Here is a 19,858-nt window from a genome sequence, read left to right as displayed (position 1 = left end):
AGGGCCTTTCGGGGCCCTTTTTCATGCGTCGAATTTAGACCAGATCGCGCTTGCGCCAAGGCGAGCGACAAGCTTCGAATGCTCCTCGACTTCACTGGCTGCGAGGCGCGCGGCAAGTGGACGCGGCCGCTCATAGGAAATCTCCACCGTCTCGAGCATATCCGCATTTCGGTTCTGGCGATTTTCGACGGAGGTCAGGCCAAGTGCTGTCTGACGGCCGCCGAGCATTTCGATATAGACTTCGGCCAGCAACTCGGAGTCGAGCAGCGCGCCGTGTTTGTTTCGGTGCGAATTGTCTATCCCGTAACGTCGGCACAGCGCATCCAGCGAATTCGGACCCATCGGATTCTTACGGCGGGCAAGTGCCAACGTATCAATCACGACATCCGACTGAACGGGAGGCAGGCCAAGCCGCTCGAATTCGGCGTTGATGAAACCAATGTCGAAATTCGCGTTGTGCGCGACCCACTTGGCGCCATCAAAAAATTCGCGCATATCGGCCACAATGTCACCGAACGGCGGCTTGTCCTTCAAAAATTCATCCGTGATGCCATGCACCGCAAGGGCATCCGGATGCACTTTGCGGTCACCCGGATTGATGTAAACGTGAAAGCTGCGTCCTGTCGGGAAATGATTGAACAGTTCGATACCGCCTATTTCAATCACCCGGTCCACCTTGCTTTCAAGGCCGGTGGTTTCAGTATCGAATACGATCTCGCGCATGGTCACTGCATCTCCGGTCGACGCTGTCTGAGTTGTTGCAGGATGGTTTTCACCTGGGTGCGTGCGCTGTCAATGCCGTGCGACGTATCGACGACAAAATCAGCGCGCCGCCGCTTTTCGTCATCTGGCAACTGGCGGGCCGAAATGAGCGCAAATTTCTCCTCCGTCATCCCAGGCCGGGCCATGACACGCTGGCGCTGAATTTCGGCACCGCAGGAAACGACGACGATCACATCGACGCGGTCCTGGGCTCCGACCTCAAACAGCAGCGGAATATCCAGCAGGACAATTTCCGTGTCCTGGGCACGATGTGCTTCGACAAACGCCCGTTCGCGATCCCTGACAAGGGGATGAATGATAGCCTCAAGGGTTTTAAACTTATCCGGATTCTTAGCCAGAGTCCGAGCGAGTATCTCACGGTCAACCACGCCATTGACGACAGCGTCTGGAAATTCTGTGCCAAGTGCTGAAACTGCGGCGCCGGCATAGAGGTCGTGCACGACCTGGTCAGCGTCATTGACGGGAATGCCCTCATCGGCAAACATCTGCGCTGTCGTGGATTTCCCCATGCCGATCGACCCGGTCAACCCAATCACAATCATGCGCGTGCTCCGATATCTGCAAGAATGATGTCGCGCAATTCCTGGGTGACAACGGGGCGACGACCAAACCATTTCTCAAAACCCGGCACAGCCTGATGCAGCAACATGCCGAGACCGTCCACTGTCGCCAATCCAACGCTCTCTGCCTGATGCATGAACGGCGTCTTGAGGGGCACGTAAACGATATCTGCCACCAGCGCATCACTTCGCATGCCGGCAAACGGAAGATCTGGAGCCGGATTCCCATCCATGCCGAGAGAACTGGTGTTCACAAAAAGACCCGCGCCCTGCAGCAGTTCCGGCAAGGCCTCCAGGCCATGGGCCTGGAGCGGTTGGCCGAAGCGATCGGCCAGTTCCTGCGCGCGCTCGACAGATCGGTTGACGATATGGATTTCAGCCAGGCCGCGGTCACGCAATGCTTGAACAATCGCGCGGCTCGCACCGCCTGCACCGAGCACCACAGCGATATTGGCCCGGTCCCATCCGGAATGGCTTGAATCGAGGTTTGCGGTAAAACCGAAGCCATCGGTATTTGTCGCGCATAAAACGCCCTCTTCCATCCAGAGCGTATTTGCGGCGCCCAGCTCCTCGCTGACAGCATCTGGCCGGTCTGCGAGGCGAAACGCCTCTTCCTTGTGCGGGATGGTGGTATTGCCGCCGCGATATGTATCCTCTGTTTTCAACCGGTGAATGAATGCAGGGAAATCTGACGGCGCGACTTCGACTTTCTCATAGCTTCCCGCCAGGCCGAACTGCTTCAGCCAGAAATTGTGAATGAGCGGCGAGCGGGAATGCTTTATTGGATAGCCGGCAACAAACGCACGGGGCGAAAATGTTTCACGTGAATCATGCATGGTTAATACCCAGTGTACGCAGTTCAGCAAGCAGGGGTAAAATCGGCAGACCAAGGATGGTGAAATAGTCGCCATCGACGGCATCGAATAGCTGGATTCCCTCGCCCTCCAATTGATAGCAGCCAACACTGCCAAGAATGCGCACAAGGTTCCGGTCAAGATACTGATCCAGAAAACTGGTGGTGAAATCGCGCATGGACATTCTGGCGATGCCGACATGCGACCAGAGAACTTCGCCATCGCGGACCAAGCAAACAGCGCTGTTCAGATGATGTGTTTGCCCACGCAGGGTTTTCAGCGTGGCGTGTGCATGGGCGCGATCCGGTGCCTTGTGGAACAGCTGGTCGCCCAATGACATGGTCTGATCGCAGCCAATGACGATCGTTCCGGGATGCCGAACGGATACTTCCCTTGCCTTGGCAATGGCAAGTTGCTCGGCGATACCCGCCGGCGTTCGCATTTCGGCGGGCAGGCCATTCTCGATTGCACGTTCATCAACCCGTGCCGGTTCTGCATCGAAGGCCAGTCCGGCATTGCGGAGCAGCTCACGTCGGGCTTGGCTGCCGGAGGCAAGGATCAGGTGTTCAGGCATGGCGACATCCCGTGCAATATGGCTGGATTCGCTTAACGCAGCTTGGGTCGCAGAGCAACGATTGCGGCGGCGGTTTCCTCAATCGACCGGCGGGTTACGTCGATGATCGGCCAATTGTTGCGCGCGCACAGCGCGCGGGCATATTTCAACTCTTCGGTAATCGAGGCGCGATCGACATAGTCGCTGCGGTCATATCCCGCGGTCGTTCCGAGAATGCGGTTTTCCCGAACCTGGGAGATACGGTCCGATGTGGCGATCAGTCCGACAATCAATGGACGGGTTGCTGCAAGCAGACTGTTCGGCAGCGTGACGCCCGGGACAATCGGAATGTTCGCGGTCTTGATGCCACGGTTTGCGAGATAGATACTTGTCGGCGTCTTCGAGGTCCGACTGATGCCGATGATCACGACATCAGCCTCGTCATAGTCTTCGGGCGCCTGACCGTCATCATGATCCATGGTGAAGTTGAGTGCTTCGATGCGCGCAAAATATTCAGCATTCAGGACATGCTGCGCCCCTACCCTGCCACGCGAGGGTGCGCCGAGATAGGTCTGGAACTTTTCGACGATGGGCGCCAGGACATTGACGCAGGGCAAACCAAGCTCGTGACAACTCGTCTCGATCAGTGCTGCGAGATCGGCATCGACGATGGTATAGAGGACAATGCCGGGTTCACGATCGATCGCCTCGATCAGCGAGTTGATCTGCTTCTTGCTGCGGATCAGCGGATAGACATGCTCGATGGCATTCGATCCGCGGAACTGGGCTGCCGCGGCGCGGCCTGCCGAGATCAGAGTCTCCCCGGTTGAGTCAGAAATCAGGTGGAGATGGAAGAAGTTTTTCCGGTTCTCCACGTTGTTCTCCGTCGCCTGTTGATAATCCGGGATAAACACAGCTAGCTGGCCGGAGCGAGGCAAGGCAAGGGGAAAAGTGCCGATTTATCCACAGACAGCGGCACGGCGGCATTTCGAAATCGAGGGCTGTGGATTGTGTTAAGAAGTCGCAGTCACCACGGCTTGGCTCAAATCTATCCACAGAAGTCCGCTTCTCCTATCAAGCCATATCCTTCTGAATTATCGGGTTAATTTCGTGTTATCCCCAGAAGCCGCCTTTCTTCCGATGAAGATGTTTCGACATAGCGGCGAGGCAGCATGGATGCGGCACAACCAGTGGAGCGCCATTAATCCTTGATCCCCACAGACTCTTAGAAATAGAAGAAGACTCTCTATATCTTTTCTTTTTTGAAAGGGCCTTGGCCTTGAGTGTTCCGAACCGTAAAGTCCTGGATGTGTTGAATGGAAAAACGGTCTCGCCTCCGCCGATCTGGCTTATGAGACAAGCTGGACGATATCTTCCCGAATATCGCCAAACGCGCCAGCAAGCAGGTAGTTTCCTCGATCTCTGTTATTCGCCAGAGCTGGCAACCGAAGTGACCCTTCAGCCGATTCGCCGGTACGCATTCGATGCGGCGATCCTGTTCTCGGACATTCTCGTCATTCCCGATGCCTTGAAGCGCAATGTCCGCTTCACCGAAGGGCATGGGCCACAGATGGATCCCATTGATGTCGACGGCATCGATGGTTTGCGAGAAGACGGTATTCTCGATCACCTGAAGCCGGTTATGGCAACTGTCACACGGCTGCGTCAGGAATTGCCCGCGGAAACTACCCTGTTGGGCTTCTGTGGAGCACCGTGGACGGTCGCGACCTACATGATCGCCGGGCACGGAACCCCCGACCAGGCGCCAGCTCGCCTGTTCGCCTACCGGTATCCGGAGGCTTTCCTCCGGCTTCTGGATTTCCTGGCGGATGTGTCGGCCGATTATCTGGTGGCCCAGATCGATGCTGGAGCCGATGCGGTGCAGATTTTCGATTCCTGGGCAGGCGTCCTCGGTGAAACAGAGTTCGAAAAATTCTGCGTTGCGCCGGTTGCCCGCATCATTCGCTCGGTGAAGGCGCGCCGTCCCAACGCCAAAATTATTGCCTTTGCCAAGGGTGCCGGCGTGCTGCTGACGACGTATCGGCAAAAGACGGGCGCCGATGCGATTGGTCTGGACTGGTCGGTGCCCTTGAGCTTTGCTGTGGATTTGCAGAAGGAAGGCCCGGTTCAGGGCAATCTCGATCCGATGCGGGTCGTCGCTGGTGGTGCCGCATTGACCGAGGGTATCGATGCAATCCTCCAGGCGTTGGGCAATGGACCGCTGATCTTCAATCTCGGTCACGGGATCACGCCGCAGGCAAATCCCGATCATGTGACCGACCTTGTCAACCAGGTTCGTCGGAACGGGTGAGATGATGGAAAAGCAGACCGACCGCAATCCGGGCCGCAGGGCTGCCGGCAGGGCTGCCGGGGCGATCGCCTTCTTCGTGGTGGTCGGTCTTTCGATTGTGATATTCGGGGCAGACGAAGCCTATCTCTGGATCAAGGCCTTGCATGTGATCGCGGTAATCTCATGGATGGCGGGCTTGCTCTATCTGCCGCGGCTTTTCATTTATCACGGCGACTGTGAGCCGGATTCGGATCAGGCGCGGACATTTGCCGTGATGGAAAGCCGGCTGATGGGGGTGATCATGAACCCGGCGATGATCGTAAGCTGGGTGCTTGGGCTCTATCTCGCCTGGTCGGTCTATGGATTTCAGGGCGGCTGGCTGCATGCAAAGCTTGCGTCTGTCGTGGCTCTTTCCGGTGTCCATGGGTATTTCTCGAAAGCCGTTCGCTCCTTTAGCCGTGGAAAATATGTTGGAAATGCACGCCATTGGCGTCTGATGAACGAAGTGCCGACTGCGCTGATGATCGCCATCGTGGTTTTTGTGGTTGTCAAACCATTCTGATCGAAACGCTGTTTCGCGCTTTATTTTGACAAGTGCCGGGTTTTCGCTTGCGGTGAAATCGCTGACTCGCTATTTTCGCGACATCTCATCTTTTAGGCTTGCGTAACATTCAGTCATTTGCGGCACTTCGCGATCGCACCGAATTCCATCAGCTCGCCGTTCCCCATAAAATAAGAACCTGACGTGGTCCCTCTTCATGGCTGAAATGAAGCTACAAGAACTTAAAAGCAAATCGCCAACCGATCTGCTGACTTTCGCCGAATCGCTCGAAGTCGAAAACGCAAGCACCATGCGCAAGCAGGAACTGATGTTTGCGATCCTGAAGATGCTGGCGAGCCAGGACGTCGAGATTATCGGCGAAGGTGTCGTTGAAGTCCTGCAGGACGGCTTCGGCTTCCTGCGTTCTGCCAATGCCAACTATCTGCCAGGCCCGGACGACATCTACATTTCGCCGTCGCAGATCCGCCGGTTTTCCCTGAAGACAGGTGATACCGTCGAGGGACCGATCCGTGGACCCAAGGAAGGCGAGCGTTATTTCGCGCTGCTCAAGGTCAACACGATCAATTTCGAAGATCCGGAAAAGATCCGCCACAAGGTACATTTCGACAATCTGACGCCGCTCTATCCGAACGAGCGCTTCAAGATGGAACTCGAAATTCCAACGACGAAGGATCTGTCGGCCCGGGTCATCGATCTCGTCGCGCCACTCGGCAAGGGCCAACGCGGCCTGATCGTCGCTCCGCCACGCACCGGTAAGACGGTTCTGCTGCAGAACATTGCCCATTCGATCACGGCAAACCATCCGGAATGTTATCTGATCGTTCTTCTGATCGACGAACGTCCGGAAGAAGTCACCGACATGCAGCGTTCCGTGAAGGGCGAAGTTGTGTCTTCGACCTTTGACGAGCCGGCTGTGCGTCACGTTCAGGTGGCCGAAATGGTCATCGAGAAGGCCAAGCGTCTTGTCGAGCACGGCCGCGACGTGGTCATCCTGCTGGATTCGATCACTCGTCTCGGCCGCGCCTACAACACTGTTGTGCCGTCTTCCGGCAAGGTCCTTACCGGTGGTGTGGACGCCAATGCCCTTCAGCGTCCGAAGCGGTTCTTTGGTGCTGCGCGTAACATCGAGGAAGGCGGTTCGCTGACGATTATCGCGACGGCCCTGATCGATACCGGCAGCCGCATGGACGAAGTCATCTTCGAAGAATTCAAGGGTACGGGTAACTCGGAAATCGTGCTCGATCGCAAGGTGGCTGACAAGCGTATCTTCCCGTCGATGGACATCCTCAAGTCCGGTACCCGTAAGGAAGACCTGCTGGTACCGCGCCAGGACCTCCAGAAGATCTTTGTGCTGCGTCGTATCCTGGCGCCCATGGGCACGACGGACGCAATCGAGTTCCTCATCGACAAGCTCAAGCAGACGAAGAACAATGGCGACTTCTTCGACTCGATGAACACCTGACCAGAGACCGGCCTTCGGGCCGGTTTTTCGTTCCGCCCCAGGCAGATGATCTGCATGACTGCACCCCGTGATACGATATTTGCCTTGGCGTCCGGCGGCCTTCCCGCCGGTGTGGCTGTGGTGCGGTTGAGCGGACCGCTTGCCTGCCCCGTGGCGGCCAGCATGGTTGGTGCCTTGCCGGTGGCAAGGACAGCCGCTCTGCGGACTATCCGTGACACAGACGGGTCCATGCTCGATAAGGGTTTGGTCATTGTGTTCCCAAGCCCCAATTCCTTTACCGGCGAAGACTGTGTGGAATTGCATCTGCATGGTGGGCCAGCACTTGTCGCAGCGACTATGAACTCATTAGCCGGATTCTCCGGTTGCCGTTTGGCAGAGGCCGGCGAGTTTTCTCGGCGGGCGTTTGAGAATGGCAAGATGGATCTTGTCGAGATCGAGGGTTTGGCTGACTTGCTGGCGGCGGAGACCGAGATGCAGCGGCGATTGGCAACAGAACAAAGCAACGGCCACTTGTCTTCGATCTATGAAGGTTGGCGCGAACGGCTGATCTTTTGTCGGGCAATGATTGAGGCCGAACTCGATTTTAGTGATGAAGGCGACATTCCAGGTGCGGTCTCGGATCAGGTGTGGAGTGAGGTCGAAACGTTGATCGGCGAACTCGATCAGGTGCTGGGACAATTGAAGTCCGGCGAGATCATCCGCGACGGGTTCAAGGTGGTCATCGCAGGAAGGCCAAATGCGGGAAAATCGAGCCTTCTGAACGCTTTGGTGAGCAGGGATGTTGCAATCGTTACTCATTTCGCCGGAACAACACGCGATATCCTGCACTGCGAACTGGATCTCTCCGGGTATAAGGTGCACCTATACGACACTGCTGGATTGCGGGAGACCAATGAACCAGTGGAGCGGGAGGGTATCCGTCGGGCGCTGTTGTCGATTGAAGAAGCCGATCTGGTGCTTTATCTTGTCGACCTAAGCGCACATGAAGACGTTGCCGCGATATTGAATCCCCATGTGCTGAAAATCGGTACGAAAAGTGATCTGATACAGGTCGATTCGGGTGCGGTCCGAACTGTAGATCTGGCGCTCTCCACCGAGACCGGTTCAGGCCTGGTTGAACTTCGATCTCGGCTGCTGGCCGAACTGCAAAGCCGTGTTCAAGTGAATAGTCTTGCAATTCCCAGCCGATTGCGGCATGCACAACTGCTGTCGAGTGCTAAAGTGCATCTGACGGATGCCCTGAACCTGACTTTTCATCCACTGGAGATCAGGGCCGAGTCGCTTCGGTTGGCCTCCGATGATCTGGCGCGCGTCACGGGTCGAATCGATACCGAAACGCTTCTTGGCAAGATCTTCTCGGAGTTTTGCGTCGGCAAGTGATTCACGTGAAACAGCCGACCCTTTATTCGGACTAAAGCCATGGAAAAATTGAAGTTTGACGTCATTGTCGTCGGTGGCGGCCATGCAGGCACCGAAGCCGCCGCCGCTGCCGCACGAATGGGTGCCAGTACGGCGCTTGTAACTCATCGCCGGGATACCATCGGCGCTATGTCGTGCAACCCGGCTATTGGCGGCCTCGGCAAAGGCCACCTTGTGCGGGAAATCGATGCGCTTGATGGTATCATGGGCCGCGCCGCCGATATGGGCGGCATCCAGTTTCGCATGCTCAATCGCAAGAAAGGCCCCGCCGTATGGGGACCCCGTACGCAGGCTGACCGTAAGTTGTACCGGCAGGCCGTCCAGACGATGTTGGCGGAAATTCCCAACCTTACGATTGTCGAAGGTGGTGTACATCGGTTTATTCGTAACGATACCGTAATAAATGGTGTTGTGCTGGAGGATGGACGGCAGTTGCATGCGCGCGCGGTTGTGCTGACAAGCGGCACATTTCTTCGCGGTCTGATTCATATTGGCGACCGCAAGATCCCCGCCGGCCGCGTGGGGGAAGCCCCAGCTCTCGGATTGAGCGAGGATCTAGAAGCGCTTGGCCTGACATTGGGACGGTTGAAAACTGGCACACCAGCGCGATTGGATGGGCGGACGATCAATTGGTCGGATCTGGAGATGCAGGAAGCGGACAGTGATCCGACCCCATTTTCACTGCTGACGGATCGGATCACCACGCCTCAGATCAGTTGCGGTATTACGCGAACTGTGGCCGACACGCATAGAATCATTCGCGAAAATATTCATCGGTCGGCGATGTATTCCGGTCAGATCGCGGGTGTCGGTCCGCGTTATTGCCCGTCAATTGAAGACAAGATCAATCGCTTTGGGGACCGCGACGGGCATCAGATCTTTCTCGAACCGGAAGGCCTAGATGACCACACCATTTATCCCAACGGAATCTCGACCTCTTTGCCTGAAGACGTACAAGAGGCATTCATTCGCTCGATCCCCGGGTTGGAAGAAGTGGCTATTTTACAGCCTGGTTATGCGATCGAGTATGATTTTGTTGATCCGCAACAACTGGATTTGACCCTCAGCGTCAAGAAGGCCAAGGGACTTTTTCTGGCTGGACAGATCAACGGGACGACCGGATACGAAGAAGCTGGCGCGCAGGGGCTAGTCGCCGGTATCAATGCTGCTCTCCATGCAGCAGGCTCGGCGGGCCAAAGCTTCAGCCGCACCAATTCCTATATCGGTGTGATGATCGATGATCTGACATCACGCGGCGTGGCTGAACCTTATCGGATGTTTACGTCTCGCGCTGAATATCGCTTGAGTCTTCGTGCAGACAATGCGGACATGCGCCTGACGCCGATTGGCGTGCAACTGGGCTGCATCGGATTTGAGCGTGCGAACAAATTCGCCAACTATGAGTTGGCACGGACTGATCTCAATCAGAAACTATTGGAGTTGACGGCGTCGCCCACAGAAATGGCGGGCGCCGGATTGCATATCAATCATGATGGTCGCCGCCGTAACGCGAGGGAAATTCTGTCCTACCCGGAAATACAGTGGGACGATATCTGCCGTGTTTGGCCGTCTCTGCTCGACATCGATATGAAGATGGCGAAGTTGGTCGCGATTGATGCTCTCTACAGCACCTATATTGCCCGCCAGGCGAATGACGTTGCCTCGATACGATCGGAGGAAGACCGGACAATTCCATCAGATTTCGCCTACCAGAATTTGCCGGGTCTTTCCAATGAGTTAAAACAAAAGCTTGTCCGTCTTCGGCCTCTGAATATCGCACAGGCCTCTCGCATCGAAGGTATGACGCCGGCGGCAATGGCCCTTTTGATTGCCCATCTTCGGCGCGCGAACGATGTTAAACAGGCGAGCTGATGAAAAGTGACTTTATGAGGAATCAATTGATGCTCGGTGTTTCACGTGAAACGCAAGGGCGACTCCAGCGCTTTGCCGAACTATTCATGAAATGGTCGGCCAAGATAAACCTCGTGGCGCCATCCACCATCGATGCGCTTTGGACAAGACATATTGCCGATTCGTTACAGCTTCGAAACATAGTGCCGGAGGCAAAGCACTGGATTGATTTGGGGAGCGGCGGTGGCTTTCCCGGCATCGTCACCGCGATCGTGCTTGCGGAGCACGGTCAGGGCTGGGTCGATCTCGTTGAGAGCAATCACAAAAAGGCAAGCTTCCTGCGCATGGCGCTGCTGGAGACTGGCGGGCGCGGCTCCGTCCATCCGCTCCGGATCGAAGAGGCTGGAGCAAAGTTGCCCGAAGCCGATGTAATTTCGGCCCGGGCGCTGGCAGAGCTTGATCTTCTCCTGGCCTATGCCGAGCCGTGGGCGCAAAGAAACCCCGAATTGCGGATGGTTTTCCATAAAGGGCGGGATTACCTGGACGAGATCGATAAAGCGCGTGGTCGGTGGGCATTTGATCTGGTAACACATCAGAGCGCTGTCGAGGCGGACTCCGTCATTCTGGAAATCGCCTCACTGAAGCGCAGGGGCTAACACTTCGGGTGGCTGCATGGGTTTCGAGAAGAACCGTATCATTACTATCGCGAACCAAAAGGGTGGCGTTGGCAAGACGACGACAGCCATCAATCTGGCAACCGCGCTCGCTGCAATCGGCGAACGTGTGCTGATCGTCGATCTTGATCCGCAGGGCAATGCCAGTACCGGCCTCGGGATAGACAGGCGTAACCGCAAACTATCCTCGTATGACGTGCTGATCGGCACCGAGACAGTGTCGCAGGCGGCACTTGAGACCGCTGTTCCGAATTTGTCGATCGTTCCGTCGACCATGGACCTGTTGGGTTTCGAGATGGAAATCTCCCAACAGGCCGACCGCGTCTTTCGCCTGAAGAAGGCGCTGAACAGCGAGGATGCGCGGGCTTACAGCTACATTCTGCTCGACTGCCCGCCCTCGTTCAATCTTCTCACCATGAACGCGATGGCCGCTGCACATTCGGTCCTGGTGCCTCTGCAATGCGAGTTTTTTGCATTGGAAGGCTTGAGCCAGTTGCTCGAGACCATCAACCAGGTGCGTCAGACAGTGAATCCCACTCTCGATATTCAGGGCATTGTGCTGACGATGTTTGACTCGCGCAATAATCTTGCGCAACAGGTTGTCAACGATGTGCGGGAGCATCTCGGTGAGAAGGTCTACACGACCCTCATTCCGCGCAATGTCCGGGTATCCGAGGCGCCGTCCTACGGCAAGCCGGCCATCCTGTATGATCTGAAATGCGCCGGTAGCCAAGCCTATCTGCAACTGGCATCCGAGGTGATCCAGCGCGAACGTCAACGTAAGGCGGCCTAACCGTCCTATAAGGGTCTGAGTATATGAGTGAAGACGTTTCGAAACGGCGCCTGGGTCGCGGTCTTGCGGCACTTATCGGTGAAATGGATCAGCCCCTGCCCGCAGGTGATGCCCGTCCCAGCATCAATCCAGATCGCACTGTGCCGATCGAGTTCGTATCGCGCAGTCCGAAAAACCCGCGTCGCTATTTTGATGAATCGGAGCTCCAGGATCTGGCGGGCTCCATCCGTCAGCACGGCATCGTGCAGCCGGTTGTCGTGCGAACCACCAGCAAGGATCGCTACGAGATCATTGCTGGTGAGCGGCGCTGGCGTGCGGCCCAACTGGCCGGTCTGGTGGATATTCCAGTCATTGTGCGTGACGTCGACGACCGTACGGCGCTGGAACTTGCAATCGTTGAAAACGTCCAGCGCGCCGATCTTAATCCTCTAGAAGAGGCGCTCGGTTACGACCAGCTGATCGCCGAGCACGGGTATACCCAGAACGATCTCGGCGAAATTATCGGCAAGAGCAGAAGCCATGTGGCTAACAGCCTGCGATTGTTGAAATTGCCGGAACCGGTTCGTGACATGCTGGCCGAGGGAAGCCTTTCTGCCGGTCACGCGCGTGCGCTGGTCTCGACACCCGATCCTGTCGTCCTTGCCAAGATCATCACCTCCAAGGGTATGTCGGTGCGCGATGCCGAGAAATTGGCGCAAAACCATATCAAGGCACAGAATGCTCCTCCTCCGGTCGAGCATCGCGACGCCAAGGATTCCGATACAATCGCGCTCGAGCGCAGCTTGACGGATCGCCTCGGCCTCTCAGTTGCGATCAATCACCGAGGCGGCGCTGGTCAGCTGAAGATCAATTACAAAACACTCGATCAGCTCGAAGAAATCTGCCGTCTGCTGGAAGCCCGCTAGCCTTTGCGGTTGCGGCGCGCCGATTGCAACACTGTCGCCAGCAAGGTCTGAATGGCGAGATTGTCTTCCAGGGCTGCCCGCTGGCGACTCTGGAAAATTGCCGCATTGAGGCGGCTGGCCTCGCGACCAAGATCCTGACTGTTCCAGTTCCGTAACGTTTTCTCAATTACCGGCTTGCGCTTGAAATGAATGCCGCGCCCGAGCGTTTGCATGACCTGGGCGACCTGTTGTTGACGCTCTTCCATCTCGAGACGCATGACTTCAAGTTGCTGAAATTGCTTCATACAGGATTGAAGAACGAGAAAGACAGCCGTTTTCGAGGCAACAACTTTCTGGATGGCATGCAAAAATGCGTCAGGATCGCCGTACAGAACGGCATCCACTACTTCATCGGTCGATATGGCACTGGCATCGCCGACAATATCGAGTACGTGGTGCTCGTCGATGACCGGCTCATTCAGACAGTAGAGGATGAGCTTGCGCACTTCATTGCGCGAGGCAATGCGGTCTCCGCCGATTGATTCGAGCAGGAGTTCGCGTGCCGCTGGCGTAATCCTGAGGTTTGCCGATGAAAGCTCATTGTCGACCAGGGCGTTGAGCGCTCTTGCGTCATCTTGATAACAGGCGACACAAGCAATCGACCGTTCGCCTTCCGCGACTTTTCGCAGCCCTGATCCTTTCTTCAGATCACCGGCTTCGACGATCACATAGCTTCCCTCAGGCGGATTGGCACCCAGATACTGCAGGCCGTCAATCAATGACTTTTCGTTGGCTGCACCGCGTATCCAGATGAGTTTCTCGCCTCCAAAGAGGCCGAAAGCGTTGACCTCATCTAGCAGGCGTCCCGGATCGGACTGCAGATCGCCGACATCAAGCCGTATAAGGGCAAATCCGTCGTGCAGATCGACACCGGTTGTCTTGGCAATCTGGCTTGCCCGCTCATTCACAAGTCCGCGGTCGGGGCCGTAGATGACGAATACGCGGTAGTGGCGGACCGACTTCTGTAGAAACCCTTCGAACTCGTGCGACTTGATCTCGGCCATGGCTGAGATCAGCGACCCAGCGCCATGGCAAGATCGGCATAGACAAGTTCCGCCAATTCACGCGCCGCGCGGTCCTCTGCGTCGCGGACGGCGCGGAGCTTGGCGAATTCCTGCTTCGGATAGTCGAAGAGCGCAACGCTTTCGCGGCGGCCGGCCTTGAGCACGGTGTCATCGGAGATGCGTCGGATGTTGTAGGTCGCACTGACGACGGCCCGGCCGGCGTTCGGCGTGTCCGCCGCTTCGTCGAGCAGAATGCCGGCGACCGAACTCTGAACATCGAGTTGGACCCTGTATTGGGGCGTAACGCTCTCCCCGGAGCCGCCGCTGGTCAGGAAGATCAGACGGTTGCGCACTTCAAGCCCGACGCGGCCATTCGCCGGTGAATAGGCAATGGCGGCCAGCGCCTCGCGCGTCTGGCCATCATCATTGTTGTAAAGCGGGCGCGCCTGGCAGCCTGCGAGAAGCAGGGCTGCTCCGATCAGAATCGAACGACGAAGCACTGCGGAAGCTTGCTGTTTAGAGGACAATATTCACAATCCTTAGGGGAACGACGATGATCTTCTTCGGAGCCTGTCCGTTCAGGGCAGCCCGCACGGGCTCAAGGGCGAGCACCGCTTCGCTGACCGCATTCTGGTCCGCGTCGCGGCTGATTGTCAATTCGGCGCGCTTCTTGCCATTGATCTGAACCGGCATTGTCACGTCGTTTTCGGCGACGAGTGCCTCGTCATAGCCTGGCCACGGGGCTTGAGCCACGAGACCGTTCTTGCCAAGCACCGTCCAGCATTCTTCGGCCAGATGCGGCGTCATCGGAGCGATCAACTGCACGAGGATTTCCGCCGCATTGCGAACGGCCGCTGTCAGTACGGCATCGGCTTTCCCGGACGCTACGGTTGCCAAAGGTGTCGCGAGGGTGTTGACCAGCTCATAAATGCGGGCGATCGCCTTGTTGAAGGCGAGCTTGTCCAGATCGGATTGAACAGCCTTCAGCGTCTTGTGGGCCGCCTGGGACACGGCCAGACCTTCGCCATCCTTAGCCGGATTCGCAGCAACGGACTTCAACTGTTCCGCGGCTTCCGACACCAGACGCCAAACGCGCTGGACGAAACGATGCGCACCTTCGACACCGGATTCAGACCAGATCACATCGCGATCCGGCGGCGAATCCGAGAGGACGAAGAAACGCGCTGTGTCAGCACCGTACGAGCCGATGATGTCATCGGGATCGACGACGTTCTTTTTCGACTTCGACATCTTCTCGATCGAGCCGATCCTGGCCTCAGTGCCGTTGCTCAACAGGAAAGCACGGCGAAGACCGTCGGTCTCCTCGATGCGCAGATCGATCGGCGCCACCCATTCGCGGGTCAGACCCTCACCGATGCTATAGGTCTCATGCACGACCATGCCCTGGGTGAACAGGCCCTTGAAAGGCTCCTTGACGTCGACATGGCCGGTTTCGCGCATGGCGCGGGTGAAGAAGCGCGAGTACAGAAGGTGCAGAATCGCGTGCTCGATGCCGCCGATATACTGGTCGACAGGCAGCCATTTATTGGCGGCCTTTGGGTCCGTAGGATTATCTTCCCAAGGCGCGGTGAAGCGGGCGAAATACCAGCTGGAATCGACAAACGTATCCATCGTGTCGGTTTCACGGCGGGCATCCTTGCCGCAATGCGGGCAGGCGACGTGGCGCCAGGTCGGATGGCGATCGAGCGGATTGCCCGGCTTGTCGAAGGTCACGTCATCGGGCAGCTTGACCGGAAGGTCTTTCTTCGGCACCGGCACGACGCCGCAATCATCGCAGTGAATGACCGGGATCGGGCAACCCCAATAACGCTGGCGGGAGATGCCCCAGTCGCGCAGGCGGAAATTGACCTTGCGCTCGCCCTGGGCAGCATTACCGAGGGTCTGTTCGGTCAGCCGCCTTGCTACTTCTTCGAAGGCTTCGTCGCTTCCGAGGCCATCGAGGAAACGGGAGTTAATCATCACGCCATCGTCGACATAGGCAGTGTCACCGATTGCAAAGCCTGCGGCATCGGCGTCGCGCGGCATGACAACCGGCACCACCGGCAGATCATACTTGCGGGCAAAGTCGAGGTCGCGCTGGTCACCGGACGGGCAGCCGAAGATGGCGCCCGTTCCGTAGTCCATCAGGACGAAGTTGCCGACATAGACCGGCAGCTCCCAGCTCGGATCAAGCGGGTGTTTCACCTTGATGCCGGTGTCGATACCCTTCTTTTCCGCGGTCTCAAGCGCCGCAAGCGAAGTGCCGGCATGGCGGCATTCCTGGCAGAAGGCTTCTACTTCCGGGTTTCTTTCGCCGACTTCCTTTGCCAGCGGGTGGTCGGCCGCAATGGCCAGGAACGAGGCGCCAAACAAGGTGTCCGGACGGGTGGTATAAACGGTCACTTCCGATTGCGTGCTGCCGGATGCCACTTCCCAGCGTACCAGCATGCCTTCGGAGCGTCCGATCCAGTTCTTCTGCATCAACCGGACCTTTTCCGGCCAGTGATCGAGCGTATCGAGCGCGTCGAGCAGATCCTGGCTGAAATCGGTGATCTTGAAAAACCACTGGGTCAGTTCGCGTTGTTCGACCAGCGCGCCGGAACGCCAGCCGCGGCCATCAATGACCTGCTCGTTGGCGAGCACGGTCATGTCTTCCGGATCCCAGTTGACCTTGGAGTTCTTGCGATAGACGAGGCCCTTTTCCATGAAATCCAGGAAGAGATGCTGCTGACGCTGATAGTATTCCACGTCGCAGGTGGCGAATTCACGCGACCAGTCGATCGAAAGGCCCATGGATTTCAGCTGGCTGCGCATCGTGGCGATGTTTTCATAGGTCCAAGCCTTGGGGTGGACCTTGTTCTTCATGGCAGCGTTTTCCGCCGGCATGCCGAACGCATCCCAGCCCATTGGATGCAGCACATTGTAGCCGCGAGCGCGTTTGTAGCGGGCCACGACGTCGCCCATGGCATAGTTGCGCACATGGCCCATATGGATCCGTCCCGACGGATACGGGAACATCTCAAGCACGTAATACTTCTCGCGCTCGTCATTGTTGTCGGTCGTGAAGACGTTGTCTTCGGACCATTTCGCCTGCCAACGGGGCTCGGCGTCGCGCGGATTGTAACGTTCGGTGGCCATGGATCGCATTTCCGGGATTGCAATAAAAAGGAGGGCTGACCTTCACCACGAAACCGGCCAAGCGTCAAGTTTTCGGGGCCATTTGCGTGATGGAGGAGATGCGACTTGCCATGCGAATTCAGGCGCTTTAACGACTTTGTCTCGAGAAGGTCCTGATCCGTCTTTCGGGAGCGTGACTGCGAGGAGTTGTGATGTCGGTCGAAGAGAGATTGCGCGAAATTCAGGGCCGGATGGCCAAGGCGGCGACGGAAGCCAATCGTGAGCCGGAGTCCGTTTCGCTTGTCGCCGTGTCGAAAACCTTCGAGGCGGATGATATTCGTCCGTTGATCGCCGTCGGCCAGCGTGTGTTTGGCGAAAACCGCGTGCAGGAGGCACAGGGAAAATGGCCGGCGCTTAAGGCGGAAACAGCCGGGCTCGAGCTCCACCTGATCGGTCCTCTGCAGTCCAACAAGGCGGCTGAAGCGGTTGCGCTTTTTGATGTGATCGAAACGGTTGATCGGGAAAAGATCGCCCGCGCCCTGGCCGAAGAATGCAAGCGGCAAAATCGCGACCTGCGCTTCTATATACAGGTCAATACCGGTCTTGAGCCGCAGAAGGCCGGTATTGCCCCCGATGATGTCGCAGCATTCGTCCGGCTATGCCGCGACGAGTTGGGGTTGAACGTCGAGGGGCTGATGTGCATTCCGCCGGTGGATGAAAACCCTGGCCCGCACTTTGCCTTGTTGGCCAAGCTCGCCGGTGAAAACGATGTCGCACGCTTGTCCATGGGCATGTCCGGCGATTTCCAGACGGCAATCGGTTTCGGTGCGACAAGCGTCCGGGTCGGATCCGCCATTTTTGGCAGTCGCTAAGTTTCCTACGACCTTTGACATAGCGCTTTCGTCTGGGTTCCCACCGGGCTGACTGCTTCCTACACTTGTGGTCCAGAACAAGTGACTTGCGTGGCATCGGGAGGATCGGCATGCGTGGGAGCTATCAGGAGACATATGCCCTGTGGCAGGCGGATCCGGAAGGATTCTGGCGTCGAGCAGCCGAGCAGGTACATTGGTTCAAGTCGCCGGAAAAAACCTTCGATACGGATCAGGGGCCTTACGGTCGGTGGTTTGTCGGGGGTGAAACCAATACCTGCTACAATTGCCTCGACAGGCACATAGCGGACGGCCGGGGTGCGGAGAACGCCCTGATTTACGATAGCCCGATGACCGGACAGACGGCGCGCTATTCCTATGACCAGATGCTGGTCGAGGTGAGCGCCATTGCGGCTGTTCTTCGCAACCACGGGGTCGGCAAAGGCGACCGGGTGATCATCTACATGCCGATGATCCCGGAGGCGGTATTTTCCATGCTTGCCTGCGCACGCCTGGGCGCCGTGCATTCTGTCGTCTTCGGTGGTTTTGCCGCGCATGAGTTGGCGACGCGCATCGACGATTGCGGTGCAAAGGTTGTCATCGGTGCGAGCTGCGGCCTGGAGCCGGGCCGCATCGTTCCCTACAAGCCACTGCTCGACCATGCGATCGACATGGCGAGTGTGAAGCCCGATTGCTGCCTCATCCTGCAGCGCGACCAGTACCACGCGCCCTTGCGCTACGAGCATGGCGATGTCGACCTTGCCCAGGCGGTAGAGGTGGCGAAGATCAATGGCACGACCGTTGACTGCACCCCGGTTCTGGCGACGGATCCGCTCTATATTCTCTACACATCCGGAACCACCGGCCAGCCGAAGGGCGTCGTTCGCGACAATGGCGGGCATATGGTGGCGCTCAACTGGACCATGGCCAACATCTATGGGGTGAAGCCCGGGGAGGTCTTCTGGGCAGCGTCCGATATTGGTTGGGTCGTCGGCCATTCCTATATCGTCTACGGCCCCTTGCTGGCCGGCAATGCGACGGTGATCTTCGAGGGAAAACCGGTCGGAACGCCGGATGCCGGCACGTTCTGGCGCGTGGTCGCTGATCATGATGTCAAGGCGCTGTTTACCGCGCCGACGGCTTTTCGCGCAATCCGGCGCGACGATCCGGAGGGAGAGCATGTCCGGCGCTACGACGTATCGGGCTTGCGCGCATTGTTTCTTGCTGGCGAACGTGCGGATCCGGAAACCCTGAAATGGGCCGAGCGCATCCTGAAAATCCCGATCATCGATCACTGGTGGCAGACCGAGACGGGCTGGGCGATCGCAGCCAATCCGGCTGGTCTCGAGCTCTTGCCGGTGAAACACGGGTCACCGACAAAACCGATGCCGGGATATGGCCTGGAGGTGCTGGATGATGCTGGTCATGCCGTGTCACCCGGAACGCTGGGCAATATCGTGCTGAAGCTGCCCCTGCCTCCTGGTTGCCTCGTGACGTTCTGGGGCGCCGACGAGCGATTCAGGACATCCTGTCTCGAAGAATTCCCCGGCTATTACAAGACGGCAGACGCCGGGGTGATTGACGAGGACGGCTATGTTTTTGTCATGGCGCGCACGGATGACATCATCAACTGTGCCGGACACCGGCTGTCAACAGGGGCAATGGAGGAAGTCTGCGCGATGCATCCGGATGTGGCAGAATGCGCCGTCATCGGCATAGCAGACGAGCTCAAGGGGCAAATCCCCTGCGGCTTCCTTGTCTTGAAGAAGAATGTCCATCGAGACCATGCGGCGATCTCGAAAGAGGTGGTGCAACTGGTACGGGATGAGATCGGCCCGGTTGCCGCTTTCAAAATGGTTCTGATGGTCGATCGCCTTCCCAAGACACGGTCAGGCAAGATCCTGCGCGGTACGATGCAGAAAATCGCAGATGGCCTTCCTTGGAAAATGCCAGCGACCATCGATGATCCGGTTGTCCTGGACGAGATTTCCGCCGTGCTCAAAGCCTGTGGCCAGGTGGCTGCCTGATCTGGGCGGAGCTGTGTTGGATGGTTGACCTCCTGTCCTGTCCTGTCCTGTCCTGTTCTGGCCCCTGCCTTGGCCAAACAAAAGCCCCGGGCGCTG

The 19,858-nt window shown here is 57.4% G+C and carries 18 protein-coding genes; 10 read left to right on the top strand and 8 right to left on the bottom strand.

Features of this window, described 5'->3' with window-relative positions; all coding sequences use genetic code 11:
- Window positions 1–21: 21 nt before the first annotated feature.
- The 5 genes from dnaQ to GVK95_RS21885 are packed head-to-tail and all read right to left on the bottom strand — an operon-like array spanning window position 22 to window position 3,625.
- Window positions 22–723, bottom strand: a complete 702-nt coding sequence (gene dnaQ, locus GVK95_RS21905; protein WP_159952813.1) for a DNA polymerase III subunit epsilon — start codon at window positions 721–723, stop codon at window positions 22–24.
- A 2-nt stretch (window positions 724–725) separates the two neighbouring features.
- Entirely contained in the window at window positions 726–1,325 is a 600-nt protein-coding gene (gene coaE, locus GVK95_RS21900) for a dephospho-CoA kinase (RefSeq protein ID WP_159952812.1), read from the bottom strand.
- A complete protein-coding gene (locus GVK95_RS21895) occupies window positions 1,322–2,179 on the bottom strand; it encodes a shikimate dehydrogenase (protein ID WP_159952855.1) in 858 nt (285 codons plus the stop codon). Before GVK95_RS21895 ends, coaE begins: the two co-directional genes overlap by 4 nt.
- A complete protein-coding gene (locus tag GVK95_RS21890) occupies window positions 2,172–2,771 on the bottom strand; it encodes a Maf family protein (RefSeq protein WP_159952811.1) in 600 nt (199 codons plus the stop codon). Before GVK95_RS21890 ends, GVK95_RS21895 begins: the two co-directional genes overlap by 8 nt.
- A gap of 32 nt (window positions 2,772–2,803) precedes the next feature.
- The gene (locus GVK95_RS21885; protein ID WP_159952810.1) at window positions 2,804–3,625 is read right to left on the bottom strand and encodes a pyruvate, water dikinase regulatory protein; all 822 of its coding nucleotides are present in this window, start codon (window positions 3,623–3,625) and stop codon (window positions 2,804–2,806) included.
- 404 nt (window positions 3,626–4,029) lie between these two features.
- Between GVK95_RS21885 and hemE the strand changes: the two genes are divergently transcribed.
- From hemE to GVK95_RS21845, 8 genes are all read left to right on the top strand, one after another.
- On the top strand, window positions 4,030–5,061 hold the full coding sequence (gene hemE, locus GVK95_RS21880) for a uroporphyrinogen decarboxylase (protein WP_159952809.1): 1,032 nt from the start codon (window positions 4,030–4,032) through the stop codon (window positions 5,059–5,061).
- A gap of 4 nt (window positions 5,062–5,065) precedes the next feature.
- The gene (gene hemJ / locus GVK95_RS21875; protein ID WP_200844357.1) at window positions 5,066–5,602 is read left to right on the top strand and encodes a protoporphyrinogen oxidase HemJ; all 537 of its coding nucleotides are present in this window, start codon (window positions 5,066–5,068) and stop codon (window positions 5,600–5,602) included.
- 196 nt (window positions 5,603–5,798) lie between these two features.
- Window positions 5,799–7,064: a transcription termination factor Rho gene (gene rho / locus GVK95_RS21870; protein WP_159952807.1), complete on the top strand. Its 1,266-nt coding sequence runs from the start codon at window positions 5,799–5,801 to the stop codon at window positions 7,062–7,064.
- A 54-nt stretch (window positions 7,065–7,118) separates the two neighbouring features.
- Entirely contained in the window at window positions 7,119–8,444 is a 1,326-nt protein-coding gene (gene mnmE, locus GVK95_RS21865; protein WP_159952806.1) for a tRNA uridine-5-carboxymethylaminomethyl(34) synthesis GTPase MnmE, read from the top strand.
- 39 nt (window positions 8,445–8,483) lie between these two features.
- On the top strand, window positions 8,484–10,355 hold the full coding sequence (gene mnmG / locus GVK95_RS21860) for a tRNA uridine-5-carboxymethylaminomethyl(34) synthesis enzyme MnmG (protein WP_159952805.1): 1,872 nt from the start codon (window positions 8,484–8,486) through the stop codon (window positions 10,353–10,355).
- Between the two features lie 29 nt (window positions 10,356–10,384).
- Window positions 10,385–10,990 (top strand): 16S rRNA (guanine(527)-N(7))-methyltransferase RsmG, encoded by a 606-nt coding sequence (gene rsmG, locus GVK95_RS21855; RefSeq protein WP_159952854.1) that lies wholly within the window; start codon window positions 10,385–10,387, stop codon window positions 10,988–10,990.
- A gap of 16 nt (window positions 10,991–11,006) precedes the next feature.
- Window positions 11,007–11,801, top strand: a complete 795-nt coding sequence (locus GVK95_RS21850) for a ParA family protein (RefSeq protein WP_159952804.1) — start codon at window positions 11,007–11,009, stop codon at window positions 11,799–11,801.
- A gap of 23 nt (window positions 11,802–11,824) precedes the next feature.
- Complete coding sequence (locus GVK95_RS21845) at window positions 11,825–12,706, top strand: ParB/RepB/Spo0J family partition protein (RefSeq protein ID WP_159952803.1); 882 nt, start codon at window positions 11,825–11,827, stop codon at window positions 12,704–12,706.
- On the opposite strand, the gene holA is transcribed toward GVK95_RS21845, so the two are convergent.
- The 3 genes from holA to leuS are packed head-to-tail and all read right to left on the bottom strand — an operon-like array spanning window position 12,703 to window position 16,887.
- Window positions 12,703–13,749, bottom strand: a complete 1,047-nt coding sequence (gene holA, locus GVK95_RS21840) for a DNA polymerase III subunit delta (protein WP_159952802.1) — start codon at window positions 13,747–13,749, stop codon at window positions 12,703–12,705. The genes GVK95_RS21845 and holA overlap by 4 nt on opposite strands.
- An 8-nt stretch (window positions 13,750–13,757) precedes the next feature.
- Window positions 13,758–14,276, bottom strand: coding sequence for a hypothetical protein (locus GVK95_RS21835; protein WP_159952801.1), 519 nt, complete (start codon window positions 14,274–14,276; stop codon window positions 13,758–13,760).
- On the bottom strand, window positions 14,266–16,887 hold the full coding sequence (gene leuS, locus GVK95_RS21830) for a leucine--tRNA ligase (protein WP_159952800.1): 2,622 nt from the start codon (window positions 16,885–16,887) through the stop codon (window positions 14,266–14,268). The genes GVK95_RS21835 and leuS overlap by 11 nt, the downstream gene beginning before the upstream one ends.
- Before the next feature lie 191 nt (window positions 16,888–17,078).
- Between leuS and GVK95_RS21825 the strand changes: the two genes are divergently transcribed.
- Window positions 17,079–17,738, top strand: a complete 660-nt coding sequence (locus tag GVK95_RS21825) for a YggS family pyridoxal phosphate-dependent enzyme (protein ID WP_159952799.1) — start codon at window positions 17,079–17,081, stop codon at window positions 17,736–17,738.
- 110 nt (window positions 17,739–17,848) lie between these two features.
- Complete coding sequence (locus tag GVK95_RS21820; RefSeq protein WP_159952798.1) at window positions 17,849–19,762, top strand: propionyl-CoA synthetase; 1,914 nt, start codon at window positions 17,849–17,851, stop codon at window positions 19,760–19,762.
- Window positions 19,763–19,858: the final 96 nt, after the last annotated feature.

Source organism: Rhizobium sp. 18065 (assembly GCF_902706095.1).
Lineage (GTDB): Bacteria > Pseudomonadota > Alphaproteobacteria > Rhizobiales > Rhizobiaceae > Allorhizobium.
The sequence above is the reverse complement of the archived record's forward strand: the minus strand, read 5'-3'. Positions and strand labels throughout refer to the sequence as shown.

Excerpts from the sequence above, each read along its gene's own strand:
- GVK95_RS21845 (WP_159952803.1), top strand. The coding sequence starts at position 11,825 with ATGAGTGAAGACGTTTCGAAACGGCGCCTGGGTCGCGGTCTTGCGGCA.
- GVK95_RS21820 (WP_159952798.1), top strand. The coding sequence starts at position 17,849 with ATGCGTGGGAGCTATCAGGAGACATATGCCCTGTGGCAGGCGGATCCG.
- holA (WP_159952802.1), bottom strand. The coding sequence starts at position 13,749 with ATGGCCGAGATCAAGTCGCACGAGTTCGAAGGGTTTCTACAGAAGTCG.
- GVK95_RS21890 (WP_159952811.1), bottom strand. The coding sequence starts at position 2,771 with ATGCCTGAACACCTGATCCTTGCCTCCGGCAGCCAAGCCCGACGTGAG.
- mnmG (WP_159952805.1), top strand. The coding sequence starts at position 8,484 with ATGGAAAAATTGAAGTTTGACGTCATTGTCGTCGGTGGCGGCCATGCA.
- dnaQ (WP_159952813.1), bottom strand. The coding sequence starts at position 723 with ATGCGCGAGATCGTATTCGATACTGAAACCACCGGCCTTGAAAGCAAG.
- coaE (WP_159952812.1), bottom strand. The coding sequence starts at position 1,325 with ATGATTGTGATTGGGTTGACCGGGTCGATCGGCATGGGGAAATCCACG.
- GVK95_RS21825 (WP_159952799.1), top strand. The coding sequence starts at position 17,079 with ATGTCGGTCGAAGAGAGATTGCGCGAAATTCAGGGCCGGATGGCCAAG.
- rsmG (WP_159952854.1), top strand. The coding sequence starts at position 10,385 with ATGCTCGGTGTTTCACGTGAAACGCAAGGGCGACTCCAGCGCTTTGCC.
- mnmE (WP_159952806.1), top strand. The coding sequence starts at position 7,119 with ATGACTGCACCCCGTGATACGATATTTGCCTTGGCGTCCGGCGGCCTT.
- leuS (WP_159952800.1), bottom strand. The coding sequence starts at position 16,887 with ATGGCCACCGAACGTTACAATCCGCGCGACGCCGAGCCCCGTTGGCAG.
- GVK95_RS21895 (WP_159952855.1), bottom strand. The coding sequence starts at position 2,179 with ATGCATGATTCACGTGAAACATTTTCGCCCCGTGCGTTTGTTGCCGGC.
- hemJ (WP_200844357.1), top strand. The coding sequence starts at position 5,066 with ATGGAAAAGCAGACCGACCGCAATCCGGGCCGCAGGGCTGCCGGCAGG.
- rho (WP_159952807.1), top strand. The coding sequence starts at position 5,799 with ATGGCTGAAATGAAGCTACAAGAACTTAAAAGCAAATCGCCAACCGAT.
- GVK95_RS21850 (WP_159952804.1), top strand. The coding sequence starts at position 11,007 with ATGGGTTTCGAGAAGAACCGTATCATTACTATCGCGAACCAAAAGGGT.